This window comes from Vibrio frigidus, assembly GCF_042465995.1.
Taxonomy (GTDB): Bacteria; Pseudomonadota; Gammaproteobacteria; order Enterobacterales; family Vibrionaceae; genus Vibrio.
In genome coordinates this window covers 149,621-169,040 of the sequence record NZ_JBCDMC010000006.1, presented here as the reverse complement: position 1 = coordinate 169,040, position 19,420 = coordinate 149,621, and the positions used below count along the sequence as shown (strand labels likewise).

At 45.6% G+C, this 19,420-nt stretch carries 6 protein-coding genes; 5 read left to right on the top strand and 1 reads right to left on the bottom strand.

Translation table 11 applies throughout. From position 1 onward, the window contains the following. Positions 1 to 5 precede the first annotated feature (5 nt). The gene (locus tag AACW90_RS11915; protein WP_390234642.1) at positions 6 to 1,529 is read left to right on the top strand and encodes an efflux transporter outer membrane subunit; all 1,524 of its coding nucleotides are present in this window, start codon (positions 6 to 8) and stop codon (positions 1,527 to 1,529) included. A 231-nt stretch (positions 1,530 to 1,760) separates the two neighbouring features. Further along, entirely contained in the window at positions 1,761 to 2,165 is a 405-nt protein-coding gene (locus AACW90_RS11910) for a thioesterase family protein (protein ID WP_195703116.1), read from the top strand. On the opposite strand, the gene AACW90_RS11905 is transcribed toward AACW90_RS11910, so the two are convergent. After that, on the bottom strand, positions 2,162 to 3,073 hold the full coding sequence (locus tag AACW90_RS11905; RefSeq protein ID WP_390234638.1) for a 4'-phosphopantetheinyl transferase family protein: 912 nt from the start codon (positions 3,071 to 3,073) through the stop codon (positions 2,162 to 2,164). The genes AACW90_RS11910 and AACW90_RS11905 overlap by 4 nt on opposite strands. Before the next feature lie 797 nt (positions 3,074 to 3,870). On the opposite strand from AACW90_RS11905, the gene AACW90_RS11900 reads away from it, so the two are divergent. The 3 genes from AACW90_RS11900 to AACW90_RS11890 are packed head-to-tail and all read left to right on the top strand — an operon-like array spanning position 3,871 to position 19,417. After that, complete coding sequence (locus AACW90_RS11900; RefSeq protein ID WP_390234635.1) at positions 3,871 to 11,562, top strand: beta-ketoacyl synthase N-terminal-like domain-containing protein; 7,692 nt, start codon at positions 3,871 to 3,873, stop codon at positions 11,560 to 11,562. Then, entirely contained in the window at positions 11,562 to 13,619 is a 2,058-nt protein-coding gene (locus AACW90_RS11895; protein ID WP_390234633.1) for a PfaB family protein, read from the top strand. The genes AACW90_RS11900 and AACW90_RS11895 overlap by 1 nt, the downstream gene beginning before the upstream one ends. Continuing rightward, the gene (locus AACW90_RS11890; protein ID WP_390234631.1) at positions 13,616 to 19,417 is read left to right on the top strand and encodes a beta-ketoacyl synthase N-terminal-like domain-containing protein; all 5,802 of its coding nucleotides are present in this window, start codon (positions 13,616 to 13,618) and stop codon (positions 19,415 to 19,417) included. The genes AACW90_RS11895 and AACW90_RS11890 overlap by 4 nt, the downstream gene beginning before the upstream one ends. Positions 19,418 to 19,420 lie beyond the last annotated feature (3 nt).

Below are 19,420 nucleotides of genomic sequence, written 5' to 3'. Positions count from 1 at the left end.
ATAAAATGAATTCTTTTAATTTTTATCGCAAGACGTCGTTAACGTTCGCTCCTATCGCATTGGCTGTTATTTTAACAGGTTGCGCCGTTGGCCCGGAATATAAAGAGCCAACGGTTTCTATGGCTGAAAGCTATCTATATGTTGAGAGTAATGAGAGTAATGAGAGTAATGAGAGTAATGAGAGTTTGCTAACCGATCATTGGTGGAGCCAGTTTAACGACTCTACTATGAACGCACTTGTTACTGATGTTCAGCAGCAAAATGTGCCTTTAAAAATGGCTGCACAACGTATTAAAATGGCGAATAGCTACAAATCGATTGTTGAATCTTTCAAGGTGCCAACCATCAATGTTGGCGCGGGGTATTACAACTATCAATTGAGTAAAAATGATTCGCTAATGGGGCCGGCGCTCTCGCCGTTAGGAGAGAGTACTAGCGCACTTCCGCCTAGTTTGAGCAATACCACTCTGCTTGATAATCAACACGATGGTGGTTTTCTCGGGGCAAGTATTACGTGGGAACTCGATATCTTGGGGCGTATTGACCATCAATCGAATGCCGCTGAAATACGGGTAGAACAAGCAGGCTTATACGCCGATGGATTAACCACGCTAATCACCGCAGACATCGTCCATAACTATTTACAGTATCTAGGAGCTCAAGAACGAATTCATCTCGCAGAGTTGAATATCGAGGACCAGAAAAAGAGTCTAGAGTTGATCGAAAAAGTGGTGAGTAATGGCTATGGTTCCGAGCTCGATTTGGTTCAAGCCAAAGCCTCACTGGCTGCAATGGAATCTATCATTCCTCAACTAGAGATCGCTCAGCAAGTCCATAAAAGACGTATCGCGACCTTATTAGGTGAGCCTTTATCTAAGGTCGATATTAGGTTGGCGAGTAACGAAACATTGCCTGATATGAATGGGGTTATTCCGGTCGGATTACCTTCAGATCTGCTTCAGCGACGTCCGGATATTAGGATCGCAGAACGCGAAATGGCGGCGATTAATGAAGACGTCGCCGCCAGCGTAGCTAACCGTTACCCTAAGTTTTTCTTAACGGGTGCGCCGGGGGTTTCTGCCAGTAGTTTTGATGACCTGTTTAGTAGTGATTCGGTTGGTTGGGTCGGCTCTGCTGGAGTGAGTTGGAATGTGTTTGACGGTGGCAGAGGTAAAGCCATGGTAGAACTAAACGAAGCGAGATTTGACGCTGCGGTTCTAGGCTATGAATATGCTGTTGACTCTGCTATCACTGAAGTGGATTCAATGTTATTTGCCTATGGAAGAAGCCAAGAAAATGAAGATCGAATCGACCAAGCGTTAAAGGCGTCTGAAAAAGCAGTAAGTAAAGCGGTGTCCCTTTATAATGCCGGCCTTATCGACCACCTTTCAGTACTTGATGCTCAGAGACAGAAGCGTGTGATTGAAGACCGACAGGTTGCCGCTCGTTTACAAGTCGCACAGGTTACCGTAGGGGTATATAAATCGCTGGGAGGCGACTGGGAAGTAAATGCGGAAACGGACAATTGATCTAGCGTTAATGTCGCAAGCACCATAAGCAACATATAAAAGAAGAGCATGCCATTTATTCTAACGGGCATGCTTTTTTATCGACGCTTCTAAAGCTCTACTGCACACAACTCATATGACCAGCATAATAAATATTAAGTTCGAATCGAGTCTCAGGTAAAGTGCAGCTCTCAGTCGTGTAAAATAACTAAATGGCACTTAGCCTTAATAAATTGAGAGACATAGCCACTAATGAGTAAAATACACCATCATCCAGTACAGATATATTATGAAGATACCGACCATTCAGGCGTGGTTTATCATCCCAACTTTCTGAAATATTTTGAACGTGCGCGCGAGCATGTTATCGATAGTGACAAGTTAGCGACCTTATGGAACGAACACGGTCTAGGGTTTGCGGTATACAAAGCAAATATGATTTTTCAAGATGGTGTAGAGTTTGCGGAAGTCTGTGATATTCGTACATCCTTCGAGTTCGATGGCAAATACAAAACCTTGTGGCGTCAAGAGGTCTGGCGTCCCCAAGCAACCCGAGCAGCCGTTATTGGTGATATAGAGATGGTCTGTTTAGATAAAGAGAAGCGGTTGCAACCGATTCCCAACGCTATTCTAACATCAATGATGAATGGGGATTAATTTAATCCATGGCTGTCTGTTGATTGGAGGAGTTGAATTGGGTTTATCAATGTCGCGCTTAGTTTCATTGGCTTGGTGCCATTGCCTAGCGTAACGGCAAAACGATACTGTTCATTTAAGCGGCCTAAGCAAGACTGCCAATCAGGTTGATTGCTCGGTTGGCTAGCGAGTGAACTTTCCCTATCTTCAATAAAAAAGGGCGCTATTCCGCGGTAAAACTCTACCTTTTGATATTGTTCGTTTTGACCCAAAGAGGGTGTAGACTTCGTTGCTTGAATAAGCAACCATTCTTTTTTTGCCATCGTTAAATCGAATCCGAACGACTTTAATGACTTTGCTAGGCCTTGTCCTGTTGCCTTTATATACGACTCTTTTAATGCCCAAAGGTCAAAAAAACGCTGCCTTTGTTGACTTCGAGGCAGTGCTAATAAAGCGCTGGCTTCTTGGTTAGAGAAGTAGTGATTGAGGATGGGGTCAATGTTGGTACTTGTTCGGGCATGTTCTACATCTACGCCCAGTTGCAGTGTCTCATTCTTTGCTACTATGACGCCAATGAGCAAGTAGTCGCCGCTATGGCTTATATTAAATTCAATGCCCGTTTGAGTGCGTTGACTGGTTATCAATGCTGGCTTTCCATTTTTTCCGTATTCAAATCGCCATTCATCAGGCGCAATAGGGGCGTATTGTGACAATACCACCCGGAGTAAACTACGAACATATAGGGCTTTTGTTCTCGACTCATGCTGCCTATAACGCGCCACTTTGCTCAGCTCATCCTTAGAGAGCCAACATTTCATGTTTTCCGTCAGGCTATCGCCGTCATCCAGTTGGGTTAAAGAGAAAAACCAGAGTTGAACGGGAGGAGTGGCAGACACGATGAGACCTTGAGAAGAAAACGTATTATCCATTGTGACGGTTTTACGGTTAAAACAACAGATCAAAAACAGTGAATTAATAGAGTTAAACCGAGTCAAGGCCAAATACTTCAGAGATTCCTCGTATTTGCCCCTGTCCATTTCAAATTTTGAACATACTGAGAATAGGATGCACGGTAACATTGAATGAAAATGAATTTGTTTAGAGAATAAATCACTGATTAAAAACTTGTTACATAGGAATCATTCTATTTTTGAGCCGTACGTCACCTTTTGATTTACTTTAGAGTGTTTACACTAATTTTGATTATAAAAGTTTTAATAATCAATTAGTTAAAGTGATAAAGTTTGCAATAATCTAGACTACAAAATTTTTAACTGGTCTGAGGAGGAGTCGCCTTCACGTCAGACGATTGTATCAAAACGCGACCTCGGGTAACCTGCTCATCCATTAACCGAATCAGCTGGTTTTCATTGGGAATGCTAATCAATTTCCTTGGAAAATTTCAGCCCGTAACCTCAGTAGAATTATTATGGACTTTGCTTTAGTTTTTGAAAGCGCCGCAACAATTTATCTAATGTTAACAATATGTTAGCGTTAGTTTGCATGTGCGATACAATCCACGAATTCAGTATGACATTTCCGCTCGTCATTATATGACCAGCGTAATCCCATTCAAGCCTTTGAATTTAAGACGGTTACCTAGCCGAAGCAGGCCTCCTGTATTTCTGTGCTTCTTCTTGGTTGCTTCTATTTATTACTTTTTCGCTGTTTTATCCCTGCCCGAAATTATGACAATTGCTTTGCGGTTGTCCAGTGGAGCCTCATTATGAGCCAAACCTCAAAATCAACATCCGATTCGCAACAAGATATGCGACTTAACAAACGCCTTAAAGATACGCCTATCGCTATCGTCGGTATGGCGAGCATATTCGCTAATTCCCGTTACTTGAATAAATTCTGGGATCTTATCAGTGAAAAAATTGATGCTATAACTGACATCCCCGAATCACATTGGCGTGCCGAAGATTATTATGATTCAGATAAGAGCACACCTGATAAATCATACTGTAAGCGCGGTGGCTTCATACCAGATGTGGACTTCAATCCAATGGAATTTGGCCTGCCGCCAAACATTTTAGAGCTAACAGATACGTCACAACTATTATCATTGATTGTCGCGAAAGAAGTCTTGGCGGATGCAAAGCTTCCGGAAAACTATGATAGAGATAAAATTGGTATCACATTAGGTGTCGGTGGTGGTCAGAAGATAGCCCAAAGCCTCAATGCTCGTTTGCAATATCCGGTATTGAAAAAAGTATTCAACAGCAGTGGAATTAGCGACCAAGATAGCGAGATGTTGATCAAAAAGTTCCAAGATCAGTACATCCATTGGGAAGAAAATTCTTTTCCCGGCTCTCTTGGAAATGTTATTGCTGGACGTATTGCTAACCGATTCGATCTGGGTGGTATGAACTGTGTGGTTGATGCGGCTTGTGCTGGTTCTCTTGCCGCGTTGCGCATGGCGTTGTCTGAATTGGTTGATGGCCGCAGTGAAATGATGATTACGGGTGGCGTGTGTACGGATAACTCGCCAACCATGTACATGAGCTTTTCTAAAACACCTGCTTTTACCACCAACGAAACGATTCAACCCTTTGATATCGATTCGAAAGGAATGATGATCGGTGAAGGTATAGGGATGATCGCTCTGAAACGTCTTGACGACGCGGAACGAGACGGTGACCGTATCTATTCCGTTATTAAAGGTATAGGCGCCTCTTCAGACGGAAAGTTCAAGAGCATTTATGCACCGCGACCGGAAGGTCAGGCGAAGGCACTTAAGCGTGCTTATGATGACGCAGGTTTTGCGCCACATACTTTGGGCTTACTAGAGGCGCATGGTACGGGTACGGCTGCGGGTGATGTGGCTGAATTTAATGGCCTGAGTTCAATCTTTAGTCAAGACAACGACATTAAACAACACATAGCGTTAGGTTCGGTGAAATCTCAGATTGGTCATACGAAATCTGCCGCTGGGACCGCGGGTTTAATAAAGGCTGCTCTTGCACTGCACCACAAAGTGTTGCCTGCCACAATCAATGTGACGAGCCCCAATCCAAAGCTCAATATCGAAGATTCGCCTTTCTACCTAAATACTCAAACTCGACCTTGGATGAGACAGGCAGATGATACGCCTAGACGTGCTGGTGTGAGTTCATTCGGTTTTGGTGGTACCAACTTCCATGTTGTTATGGAAGAGTACACACCTGAACACGCCCGCGGTGATAAATATCGCCAGCGTCAAGTACCACAAACAGTATTATTAAGTGCGGATACGCCGAAAACGCTTCTCGCAAACTTGAAAGAAATATCAATGGATATTTCTAATCAAAAAACAACCTTAGAGACGCTTGCTGGCATCCATGGTATGCGCAGTATTGACGTAGACCATGCGCGTTTAGGTATGGTCGTTAATTCTGATGAAGAACTTCTGACTCAGTTGACGCAATCCATCTCATTGCTTGAAGGCCAATCAAAATCACATTGGCAACTACCAAGTGGGACGAGCTATCGTGATTCGGGCTTAGTGAGAGAAAATGGCACTGCTAAAGTAGCGGCTCTGTTCGCCGGTCAAGGTTCTCAATATCTCAATATGGGTTCAGAATTGGCCTGTCATTTCCCAGAAATGCGTCAGCATTTGGCGAATGCAGATAAAGTATTTAGTCAGAATAAGAAGACACCATTATCACAGGTGCTTTTTCCTATTCCTGCTTTTAATAGCCAAGACATTACCACTCAAGAAGCCACATTAACCAATACCTCAAATGCGCAGAGTGCTATCGGTGTGCTTTCTATGGGCCAATATGAACTGATGACTCAAGCTGGTTTTAAACCAGACATGATCGCCGGACACAGTTTTGGTGAGCTAAGTGCGTTGTTTGCTTCCGGTACAATATCCCAAGAAGATTATTACCAACTTGCTTTCGCACGTGGTGATTCTATGGCAGCAACGCCACTTGAAGGTGATAGCGGTACCATGTATGCCGTGATTCTCGATGCGGATAAGTTGACCGAGGTTGAGAAAACTATCGGTGCATTTGATGGTGTGAGTATCGCCAATTACAACGCACCGACACAGTTAGTGATTGCAGGACCGACAGACAATGCTCAACAAGCAGCAAAAGCGTTAACTGAACAAGGGTTCAAAGCGATACCATTGCCTGTTTCAGGGGCATTCCATACTCCGTTGGTGGCTCACGCACAGAAACCATTTGCGGCGGCGATTGATAAAACGACATTCAATACGCCAGTCTTACCGCTTTATTCCAATGCAACGGGCGGGCTTTATAAGAATGATGGCAAGGTGATTAAGAAAGCGTTTAAGCAACATATGTTGCAATCTGTCCGTTTCAGTAGCCAACTTGAATCAATGTACCAAGCTGGTGCGCGCGTATTTGTAGAATTTGGACCAAAAAATATCCTGCAGAAACTGGTTGATAAAACGCTGACCAACAAGCCGGATGAACTCTATACCATCAGCATGAATCCAAACCCTAAAGGCGATCATGATTTGCAGCTGCGTTTGGCTGCGGTTCAATTGGCTGTTGTTGGCGTTTCGCTAGAGACGGTCGATCCTTATCAAGCTGAATTGGCTAAACCGGGCGCGATGTCACCAATGAACATCAAACTGAATGCGGCGAATCACATCAGTGCCTCAACACGAGCGAAAATGGCCGCGTCATTAGAAACAGGCACGGTCAGCAAACAAACTGAAATCGTAGAGAAGATTGTGGAAAAAGAAGTGATTAAAACCGAAATTCGCGAAGTGACTGTCGCGGCAGCGCCAGAAACAGTACACGTTGTTTCGCAGCAGAATACGAAGACAAGCGAACCAGTAACAACGACACATAATGTACTATCGCAGACAGGATCACCACAGCCATCCGCTTTATCGACTCCGAATGCTGATGCGTCATTGCAGGCCTTCTTTACGGCGCAACAACAAGCCGCAGAGCTTCATCAGCAGTTTCTTGCCATTCCACAACAATACGGTGACACCTTTGCTACGTTGATGACCCAACAGGCTCAAATGGCAGCAACGGGTGTGGCTATTCCTGATAGCTTGCAGCGTTCAATGGAAATGTTCCATCAACATCAAGCTGAAACATTGAAAGCTCACGCACATTACCTTGAGCTTCAGTCGATCAGCAATAGCTCTGCATTAGGGCTGTTGAGTTCAAACTCTAGTGTTGTACCTGCGGTAACGGCGACAGATACGGTCGTTCCAGCAATGGCACCTGTAAAAGCTGTCGCGGTTTCTCAACCCGTGGTGTCAGCGCCAACTCCGGTTCAACCACTTGCTCCCGTTCAAACTGTGACTCCAGTTCAGTCCGCCGCTCCAGTTCAACCTGTGGCGCCGGCCCAATCGGTGGCCGTTCCACAAGCCATTGTTCCGATTCAAACATCCGATGCAGAGAAAGTGATGCTGGAAGTGGTTGCCGATAAAACAGGTTACCCAACAGAAATGCTCGACCTTGATATGGATATGGAAGCGGATTTGGGTATCGACTCTATTAAGCGTGTCGAGATTTTAGGTACCGTTCAGGATCAAATGCCTAATCTGCCGGAACTTAACGCAGAAGATTTGGCCGAGTGTCGTACGCTGGGCGAAATCGTCAGCTATATGAATGGTAAGTTGGGCGCTCAATCGCCATCTGGGCTTAATGAAGCACCCGCTATCCATACACAGATAGCCGCCGCTACCAACGCCAATGCTTTAACGGCCACTCAAATTCAAACAACCATGCTAGAAGTGGTTGCCGACAAAACGGGTTACCCAACAGAGATGCTCGATCTTGCGATGGACATGGAAGCGGATCTCGGTATTGACTCGATTAAACGTGTAGAAATCTTAGGTACGGTTCAGGACCAACTGCCTGACTTACCTGAACTTAACCCTGAAGACTTAGCAGAATGTCGTACTCTAGGCGAAATCGTTGACTATATGAATGGTCAATTAGCAGACGTCAACCCGTCAACAGTAACACCAGTACAGACTAACGGTTTAACTGCAGAACAGGTTCAGGGCACCATGCTTGAGGTTGTTGCAGACAAAACGGGTTACCCAACTGAGATGCTCGATCTGGCCATGGATATGGAAGCCGATTTAGGTATCGATTCTATCAAGCGTGTTGAAATCTTAGGAACGGTTCAAGACCAACTTCCCAGTTTACCGGAGCTCAACCCTGAAGATTTAGCTGAATGCCGTACGCTAGGTGAAATCGTTGACTACATGAACAGCAAATTATCGTCTGTAACGGCGGTTGATAATACATCGACTCCGGTTGCAGATAACGCGGCAACGCATTTAGATGCGGTTCATGTTCAAAGCACGATGCTAACCGTCGTCGCCGAAAAAACAGGTTATCCTTCAGAGATGCTGGAGTTAACCATGGATATGGAAGCCGATTTAGGTATTGATTCTATTAAGCGCGTTGAGATTTTAGGTACCGTTCAGGATCTACTTCCTGACTTACCCGAGCTAAACCCAGAAGATTTGGCCGAGTGCCGTACCTTGGGCGAGATTGTTGATTACATGAACAGCAAGTTACCTTCCATTACCGTTGCTACTGCGGTTCCAATGGCGACTGAAATGGCGTCAACACCCGCGACGAACAATACGGTCAATCATTTAGATGCGGCTCATATTCAAAGCGTCATGTTAGCCGTTGTTGCTGACAAAACGGGTTATCCTGCGGAGATGCTTGATCTTGCCATGGATATGGAGGCAGATTTAGGTATCGACTCTATTAAACGCGTCGAAATCTTAGGTACGGTTCAGGATCAGCTTCCAGATTTACCAGAGCTTAACCCTGAAGATTTAGCTGAGTGTCGTACCCTCGGAGAGATTGTTGCCTATATGCAGAGTAAGCTTTCAGGTGATTTAACCTCTACGTCGACCGGGGGAAAAGCCCCAGTCGAAGCTGTGCTTGAGTCCGTGACAGAAACACTCGTTGTGGATTTACCTCCTCACAATGAGGTGGCGCTAAAAAAGTGTCCAGCGGTAGATAGATTGGCCGACTGTTTTGACAAAAATGCCTGTATTGTGATCACCGATGATGGTCACAATGCTGGTGTGCTTGCCGAAACGTTAAGCGCTCACGGTTTACAAGTTGCCGTCGTGCGCACTCCTCTATCTGTCGCGTCTCCATTGAACACCGAAATCAGCAGCTATTCACTCACCAGCGTTGATGAAGCCAGCGTGAAAGGCGTGATTGCTAACATTGAAAGCGCACATAAACAGATTAGTGGATTCATTCACTTACAACCTTATGTTTCGGATACAACATCGGATCATGCGGCAATTGAGTTGAATGAAGATGCGAAATCAAGCATTTCAATGGCGTTCTTGTTTGCCAAGTTGCTTCACTCTCAATTAAATTCAGTCACCTCGTCAAGCCGCCGTAGCTTCTTTACTGTGAGTCGTATTGATGGTGGATTTGGTTATCTCGATGCGGAGCAATTAGCAAAGGCAGAGCTAAACCAAGCCGCGTTGTCGGGCTTAACGAAAACACTTAGCCATGAATGGCCGACGGTGTTTTGTCGAGCATTAGATGTTGCACCGACACTGGACGCTCGCCAATTTGCAGACTCAATAACCGCTGAGTTATTTGATGTGAATACGCATGCTGTCGAGATTGGATTGAGTGGTTCTGGTCGAAGCGCATTAACGGCGATTGACGCCGTCAATTCTGAAAAGAAACAGGCGGCTGCATTATTAACCAATACAGATAAAGTTCTGGTTACTGGTGGTGCAAAGGGCGTTACGTTTGAATGTGCTTTGTCATTGGCTAAAAAGTGTCAATCACACTTTATATTAGCAGGGCGCAGTAAGCACATTAAGATCGAAGAGTTACCTGAGTGGGCAGAAGGAAAGCAAACCGGAGAGTTAAAAGCCGCGGCTATTGCGTTTCTAAAAGCGTCGGGGGATAAACCAACACCTGCGAAAGTGGATGCATTAGAAAAACCAATATTAAGCAGTATCGAAATAAACACTGCGCTGGCCGCATTTACCCAAGTGGGCGCCAGTGCAGAATACCTAAGTCTGGACGTAACAAGCGACGAATCAGTGAACGAAAAGCTGTCTCAGATTAGCGATATCACGGGTTTGATTCACGGTGCTGGCGTATTGGCTGACAAGTTCATTCAAGATAAAACATTGGATGAACTCAACCTCGTTTACGGAACGAAAGTAGGTGGACTTAGAGCGGTATTGAATGCGTTAGATTGTAGCAAGCTAAAACTGGTCGCGATGTTCTCATCCGCCGCTGGCTTCTATGGCAATAATGGACAGAGCGATTACGCGATGTCAAATGACATCCTTAATAAAGCGGCGTTACAGATGTCAGCCCGTTACCCTCAAGCTAAAGTAATGAGCTTCAACTGGGGACCGTGGGATGGAGGTATGGTCAGTCCAGCACTTAAGAAGATGTTTACTGACCGTGGCGTGTATGTCATTCCACTAAAATCTGGTGCTGAACTGTTTAGCTCACAGTTGCTTAGTGACACAGGTATTCAACTGCTTGTGGGTACAAGTATGCAAGGTTCTGAAGACAAGGAAGCGTCAATAAAAAAGCGTGATGCGGAGTCTGTGCTAGTTGCAAAGAGTCCGCTGAATAAAAGTATCACTGTCACACGTACCCTTGACCCAAAGGCGATGCCTTTTGTAAAGGACCACTGCATTGCCGGTAACCCTGTGTTACCGACAGTGTGCGCCATACAATGGATGCGTGAGACTGCAGCACAATGGTTAGGAACGAACGTGGCGGTTCGCGATTACAAACTGCTGAAAGGTGTTATTTTTGAAACGGACGATGTTCAAACATTGACCTTGGACATGACGCTTGATGATGAAGGGCAGGTTAAGGCTCTCATTAACAATCAGGGTCGACCGCAATATAAAGCGCTGTTGACGACGCAAACCGTGATTGAACCCAAGCTAAAAACGTTCACAACGGATGAAAGCGCTCAGGTTGCGGTTGGCATGGAGCTATACAGTAATGGCACCTTATTCCATGGTCCAAGGCTGCAAGGCATACAAGCGGTTCAAGATTTTGATGATTCAGGGCTTCTTGCTTCTTGCCAGTTACCGATGATCGCTGAACAAGACTGTGGTTCATTTATTGCGACGCAACATTTTGCTGGTTGTCAGCCATTCGCTGAGGACTATTTACTACAAGCTATGTTGGTTTGGGCCCGATTAAAATATGCGGCCGCGAGTTTGCCCTCTGCTATCGGCGAGTTCGTTTCGTATGAGCCTATGCGATCAGGTGATAAAGGTTGGTTAGAGCTTGAGGTGGTAAAACACACCTCTCGTTCACTGCAAGCAAATATCGCGCTTTATCATAACGATGGCCGTTTAAGCTGCACAATGAGTGGGGCCAAGGTGACGATCAGTAAAAGCCTTAATGAGGCATTTTTGAACAAGCCTAACCTAGAAAAGGAGTGTTTGTCATAGTGGACAACTCTGCTACTGAAGCGATGCCATTGCGCATCGCTATCTTAACGCAATCAGCTGAGATCCTGTCGTTATCTGGCGATAAACTACCGCCAATTGAAACCGTGTTACTGATGGATGACTTTGAAGCTTCCTTACAAAAAGCGATTCAACTCGTCACTCAAGGACGCCTAGTAAAACTCTCGATTTCTGCTGAGCCTAATGCTGCGTTCTCTGAGGCAAACGATGGTCAACCAGTATTGCTGATGCTGTCGGGACTTATGGCGGCCCAGAATAAAATACATCCTCACGCCTATCTATCCGCTTTTAATGTGGGTGCAGTTAGTGCCACTACTGAGTGTGTGAAAGGCGCATTGGCACAAGCGCGTCGTCAGCAAGCGGATTTAAGTAACCAACAAACGTTTCGTTCCTCGACGGCAAAGCAGAAGTTTATGGCGTTGCATAGCATGGTTGAAGCGATCGCTGGTCGAGATATTGGCTCTGATTCTGCTGATATCAACACACACAACTATTGGTTCACTGAGCCGCATAAAGCGCGAGTGACCAGTGTTACTTTTGAGTCTGAATCGATCTCAAGTAGCTTGGTCTTAAATCAGGCCACCGGGCTAAAAATGGCTCGTTCATTATTGTCATCTTCACGACTGTTCTTCATCGTGACCGGAAAAAATGAAACGGAGTTGTCGAGTTATTTAACGCGATTAAGCGGGCAGTTGAACGCAGATTCTACTCGCTCGGATTACCTGATAGATTTGATGATTGAAAACCTTAAACAGTTTCAGGCTGGAGCCTCGCGTTCACCAGCGGAACTGGCCATTGTACTGCAAGCCACGTCGGTAAGGGCTTTGTTGCAAGAGATCAAGGCGATAGGCGATGCACTACCAAAATTAATGGCGGATAAGAGCCATTATAAGACACCCGCAGGAAGTTGTTTCTCATCGTCACCAAACAGCAAGGGTGGCGTGACGTTTGTATACCCCGGTGTTGGGACGGTTTATCCCGGAATGTTGCGCGATTTCTATCAGTATTTTCCCGAACTTTATTCTCGTTTAGAACGTGAAGGTAACCTAAAAGAGATACTGCAAAGTGACAAAATATACGGCAACCATCCGACAGAGATGAGTTTAAGTGAGTTGGCGATTGCTGGTGTAGGTAGCAGTTATCTGTTGACTCAACTGTTGTGCAATGAATTCGCCATTCGACCTGATTTTGCTTTGGGTTACTCCAAAGGAGAGGCATCAATGTGGGCTAGTCTAGGTGTATGGAAAAACCCACACGCCCTGATCGAAATGACCAAAACGAGCCCAATATTTACAAGTGCAATTTCTGGTGAATTAACCGCGGTTCGTGAGGCGTGGCATCTAAGCGGTAATGAAGAGATTATCTGGAACAGCTTTGTTGTGCGTAGCGATGCCGCCTCAATTGAATTGCTGTTACCTGAATTTCCACATGTCTATTTGGCGATAATTCAAGGGGATACTTGCGTCATAGCAGGCTGTGAGCAGGCGTGTCGTCGCTTACTTAAAAAACTCGGTAAACGTGGTATCGCAGCCAACAGAGTCACCGCGATGCATACGCCGCCAGCACTCAGTCAGCATCAGCAAGTGACGGCGTTCTATCATCAACCAATATACGATGATTTGCCGGAACATATTCGCTTTATTAGCGCAGCAAGCTTGTTGCCACAGAATCAGGACCAGCCTATCAATATGGATAGCCAGAGCATCGCCGATTCGATCGCCGATACGTATTGCTCAAGACTCAATTTTACCGCGTTAGTGCAAAGCGCTCGTGGACACGGAGCCCGTTTATTTGTCGAGGTCGGTGCTGATCGCCAGACGTGCACCTTGATAGATAAGATTAATCGTGTAGATAACGTGACCAATGAGCACTGTACTATTGCAACGAATGCAAAAGGTGGCGAAGACATTCTCACCTTACTTAAATGTATTGGACAGTTAGTGAGTCACCAAATTCCATTGTCACTCGATCCCTTGTTGAAAGGGCTTGAGCAGGTTCGAGCTACATCAGAAACAACTTTAGAAGGAGAACCAGCATGAGTTCTCACCGTCAAGCCAAGATAGCCATCGTCGGTTTAGCTAACCTTTACCCAGACGCGGATACGCCAAAGACATTTTGGCAAAACCTGTTAGATAAAAAAGATTCTCGCACCACGTTACGTGCCGAAAAACTGGGTGCAAATCCCGAGGCCTATCAAGGTCAGCAAGGAGAATCCGACCGTTTTTATTGCGATAAAGGAGGGTACATTGAGAATTTCACTTTTGATGCGAGCGGATATCACCTGCCAGTAGAAAAATTTGAAGGTTTAGATGACAGCTTTTTATGGGCAATAGATACCAGCCGTAAAGCATTATTGGATGCAGGCATTGCCTCGGATGCTCAACTCCTTGAGCGAACGGGTGTGATTATGGGGGCGCTATCGTTTCCTACTACGCGTTCTAATGACTTATTTTTGCCGCTTTATCATTCTGCGGTAGAGAAGGCCTTGCAAGCAACGTTGGCCAATCCAGATTTTTTGTTAAGCCCGTCGAATGAGTCGGACCGAAAGCTAAACCCAGCCAATGGTACTGCTGCACATAATGCCTCCAAATTAGTTGCGGACGCGCTAGGGTTAGGAAGCGCTCAGTTAAGCCTTGATGCTGCCTGTGCAAGCTCGGTCTACTCACTAAAATTAGCCTGTGATTATCTCAATACTGGCAAAGCTGACATGATGTTGGCTGGTGCCGTGTCAGGCGCGGACCCATTCTTTATTAATATGGGTTTTTCAATCTTTCATGCCTATCCGGATCACGGTGTATCGGTGCCTTTTGATACCAATAGTAAAGGTTTATTTGCTGGTGAAGGGGCTGGGGTATTAGTTCTCAAGCGGCTTGAAGATGCAGAGCGTGATGGCGACCACATTTATGCTGTTGTGAGTGGCACCGGTTTATCAAATGATGGCCGTGGGCAATTTGTACTGAGTCCAAATAGCAAAGGACAGGTTCAAGCTTTTGAACGAGCTTATGAAACCAGTGACCTTTCGCCAGAAAGTATAGAAGTGATTGAATGTCATGCAACAGGAACGCCACTAGGGGATAAAGTAGAATTGACCTCAATGGAGCGTTTTTTTGCAGACAAACTGAAGGGAAGCAAAACACCACTCATCGGTTCTGCTAAATCCAATTTAGGTCATTTACTCACGGCGGCGGGTATGCCGGGAATTATGAAGATGATCTTCGCAATGAAAGAAGGCCAACTCCCGCCGAGTATCAACCTTGTTACGCCGCTCTCTTCACCTGATGGTCTATTTGGCGCGCATACGCTACCGAATAAGGTGCAACCTTGGCCGGATAAAGAAGGCAATCGTCAACGCTGTGCGGGTGTTTCTGTATTCGGTTTTGGTGGTAGTAACGCGCATCTACTACTCGAAGAATGGAAAGGTCAATCTAATAAGGTTACCCCTCAGACTAGAAATGATAAGACGCAAATACCTCAGTTGAAGGTGACGGGTTTAGCCTCGCATTTTGGTTCGCTAAAAACGATTGGCGCCTTGAATACCGCTATCCAAACTGGTGCGGATGCCTTTGTCTCACTGCCGAAGAAACGCTGGAAAGGACTGGATCAACATCCTGAACTATTGAGCCAGTTTGGACTAAAAACCGTACCGCAAGGCGCTTATATTGATCAGTTCGATTTTGATTTTCTACGTTTCAAGGTACCGCCAAATGAAGATGACCGTCTGATATCGCAACAGCTTTTATTGATGAAGGTGGCGGATGAGGCGATCCGTGATGCGAAGCTGGAAGCGGGACAAAAAGTGGCGGTTTTAGTTGCCATGGAAACCGAACTGGAGATGCATCAATTCCGTGGGCGAGTCAATCTGCACACTCAACTTTCTGATAGCCTGAACAACATGGGCATAACGTTAAATGACAGTGAGTATCTTGCGTTAGAAGCGATTGCAATGGATAGCGTGCTTGATGCTGCAAAACTGAACCAGTACACCAGTTTCATCGGTAATATCATGGCGTCGCGTATTGCGTCGTTATGGGATTTTAATGGTCCTGCCTTTACGATTTCCGCCGCAGAACAATCGGTAGCGCGCTGTATCGATGTTGCTCAAAATCTAATGTCACAAGATTCGTTGGATGCAGTGGTGATTGCAGCGGTTGACCTAAGTGGTAGTGTTGAACAAGTTATCTTGAAAAATCGTGTTACTCCTGTGGCGGCGACAGCACAGGATAGTGGTTGGAAGGTAGGTGAAGGTGCGGGTGCCATTGTTTTAGTTGATAAGCGCGTTCTAGCTGATCAACAAAAGCAACCAAGCAACAGTTATGCAGAAATTAGTGCCCTTGGCTTTAGTGCCACGATTAACAGCAAAGAACTAACGGAACGCTTGTTAAGTCAAGCGAAGCTGGCCGAAAACAGCGTGGGTATACTCGAAGTAAACCAGGCACCAGAAAGCAACGAAACTGTGCAATTACCGCTGATGAATGCGACGATAACTCAAGCCAGTCAGCGTTTAGGTCATTGTAATTCGGCATCAGGTATGGCGAGTGTTCTACACGGGTTACTCAGCCTAAATCAGACATCAGTGCATTCGAATGGTAAAGCCGCAATGGTGGCAAATGTCAGTGAAAATCAGTGTTCTCAGTTGTTAATTCGTCAATCGGTTGCTGAAGCACAGTCGTTGACTCTCCGTTTGAGTAACGACCTTCCGGCCGATTCCAAGCGTCAGTTGATTAAGCAAGTCACCCTTGGTGGACGTGATATTTATCAGCATGTTGTGAGCACGGATTTTTCTGAGCTACCCGCAATTCGACAAAAAAGTGCTAATGCAAAGCCGCGCGTAACTAAGCAACAAGTAATAGGATCGCATGTAAGTCCGTTTGACGTTACCGGTTCACAAGCGATCGAATCGCGAATCAATGCACCGGAAGTAACGGCCCCCGTAAATCCACTCGTATCCCAGACGTTGGTACCATCACACCAGACTTCGATTACAGGTATTCAAAGTAATATGACAGAACAGAATTCATCTTCGTTCATAAAAAATCAACAACGTGCTCAGCAGGTTCATCAGGCATTCCTTCAAAGCCGAGAGCAAGGTTTGAAGATAGCTGATGCGTTAATGAAGGCACAGCTACAAGCCGCGACTTCTCAGGTGAAAATGGAGCCAATCTCCGGGCTAAATCAGCAAACTACTGCTTCCGTATTGCCTCAAAAAACAATGTCGTTATCGCGTTCCGCATTGACGCCCGCGCCCGCTATCAACAAACCTATTCGTAAACCATGCATTTGGGATTACGATGACTTAGTGGAGTATGCAGAGGGCGATATTGCTAAGGTGTTTGGAGCGGATTACGCCGTTATCGATAGCTATTCTCGTCGGGTAAGATTGCCGACGACAGACTATTTACTGGTATCGCGAGTAACGAAGCTTGATGCAACCATGCTGGAATATAAACCAAGCAGCATGACGACCGAGTACGATATTCCGGTGAACGCTCCTTATCTGGTTGATGGACAAATCCCTTGGGCTGTGGCGGTAGAATCAGGTCAATGTGATTTGATGTTGATCAGTTATCTAGGTATCGATTTTGAAAACAAAGGTGAGCGGGTCTATCGCTTGCTGGATTGTACTTTGACCTTCTTGGGTGATTTACCTCGTGGGGGAGACACCCTCCGTTACGACATCTCCATTAATCACTTTGCCCGAAATGGCGATACGCTACTGTTTTTCTTCTCTTACGAATGTTTTGTCGGCGATAAGATGATTCTGAAAATGGATAATGGTTGCGCAGGCTTTTTTACTGATGAAGAACTTGCGGATGGCAAAGGCGTTATCCATACGGAAGAAGAAATAAAGTCAAAAAATCTTGTGGTTAAACAGCGTTTCAAACCGTTATTGCATTGTCCGAAAACTCAATTTGATTATCAAGCTTTGTACCCGTTACTTGATGGAGATATCGCGGGATGTTTTGGGGACAGCCATCAGTCCAATCGTGCTCAACCTTCATTGTGTTTTAGTTCAGAAAAATTCATGATGATTGAACAAGTCAGCCGCGTTGAACCTCAAGGTGGCGCGTGGGGACTCGGTCTTATCGAGGGTCACAAACAGCTTGAACCTGACCATTGGTATTTTCCTTGCCACTTTAAAGATGACTCGGTGATGGCAGGGTCATTGATGGCGGAAGGTTGTGGTCAATTACTTCAGTTCTATATGATGCACTTGGGTCTCCATACTCAGGTAGAAAATGGTCGCTTTCAGCCGTTGGAAAATGCCTCTCAACAGGTCCGTTGCCGAGGTCAAGTATTACCGCAATCTGCCGTACTGACTTATCGAATGGAAGTGACTGAAATAGGATTAACACCTCGTCCTTATGCGAAAGCGAATATTGATATCCTGCTCGATGGCAAAATCGTGGTCGATTTTAAAAATCTGGGTGTGATGATCAAAGAGGAAGCAGAATGCACCCGCTACGGTCAACGCTCGCAAGCAACGGTAACGGATGCCACCGAGCTGAACGTTAACCCTAAACCGGTTGCGCAAGTAACACAGGTATCTTCGGTTCAAAAACAAGCATCGGCTAATGCGCCTTTGATGGCGCAGGTTCCCGATCTAAAAACGGCCCAAAACAAAGGTGTGATTCCGCTACAGCATGTCGAAGCACCGATGACACCGGATTACGACAATCGCACGCCGGACACCGTGCCGTTTACCCCATATCATATGTTTGAATTCGCAACGGGCGATATCGAAAAGTGCTTTGGTCCAGATTTCTCTATCTATCGCGGCATGATCCCGCCACGTACCCCTTGTGGTGACTTGCAACTGACTACCCGAGTGATCGAGGTTAATGGTACACGTGGGGACTTTAAGACACCTTCGTCTTGTATTGCGGAATACGAAGTGCCGAAAAACGCATGGTATTTTGACGAAAATAGTCACAGCAGTTTGATGCCGTATTCAGTGTTGATGGAAATTTCGTTGCAACCGAATGGCTTTGTTTCAGGTTATATGGGTACAACGTTAGGCTTCCCAGGTTTGGAACTCTTTTTCCGCAACCTAGATGGAAGCGGCAAAATGTTAAGAAATGTTGACCTGCGTGGTAAGACTATCGTCAACGATTCTCGTCTACTTTCAACGGTCATGATGGGAACCAATATCATCCAGAGCTTCAGCTTTGAATTAAGCACCGACGGCATTCCTTTTTATGTAGGCACCGCGGTATTTGGTTACTTCAAAGGGGATGCGCTGAAGGATCAGCTTGGTCTGGACAACGGGCAGGTGAAACAGCCATGGCACGTCGATAACAATCGCACGCCGGATGTCAGTATTAACTTGCTGGATAAAGAGAGTCGCTACTTTACCGCGCCACTGTCTGCAAGCGGTGAGTTGCAGCCCCATTATAAGCTCGCGGGAGGTCGACTGAACTTTATTGATAAAGTCGATATCACTAGTGATGGTGGTAAAGCTGGCCTCGGCTATTTGCATGCTGAACGTACTATTGACCCGAGTGATTGGTTCTTCCAATTCCACTTTCACCAAGATCCGGTTATGCCCGGTTCGCTTGGTGTCGAAGCGATTATAGAGCTAATGCAAACCTATGCGATTAATAAAGATTTAGGCGCGGGTTTCCATTCACCAAAATTTGGCCAGATTGAGTCTGAAGTAAAATGGAAATATCGCGGGCAAATTAACCCGTTGAATAAACAGATGTCATTGGATGTGCATATTACCGCTATCGAAGAGAGAGACGGTAAAACGGTCATTATCGGTGATGCAAATTTAAGTAAAGATGGTCTGCGTATATACGAACTATCTGACATCGCTATCTGTATTGAAGAAGCGTGAGAA

Bases quoted from the DNA above. Each gene is read 5' to 3' on its own strand.
- AACW90_RS11915 (WP_390234642.1), top strand. From the start codon at position 6: ATGAATTCTTTTAATTTTTATCGCAAGACGTCGTTAACGTTCGCTCCT.
- AACW90_RS11910 (WP_195703116.1), top strand. From the start codon at position 1,761: ATGAGTAAAATACACCATCATCCAGTACAGATATATTATGAAGATACC.
- AACW90_RS11905 (WP_390234638.1), bottom strand. From the start codon at position 3,073: ATGGATAATACGTTTTCTTCTCAAGGTCTCATCGTGTCTGCCACTCCT.
- AACW90_RS11900 (WP_390234635.1), top strand. From the start codon at position 3,871: ATGAGCCAAACCTCAAAATCAACATCCGATTCGCAACAAGATATGCGA.
- AACW90_RS11890 (WP_390234631.1), top strand. From the start codon at position 13,616: ATGAGTTCTCACCGTCAAGCCAAGATAGCCATCGTCGGTTTAGCTAAC.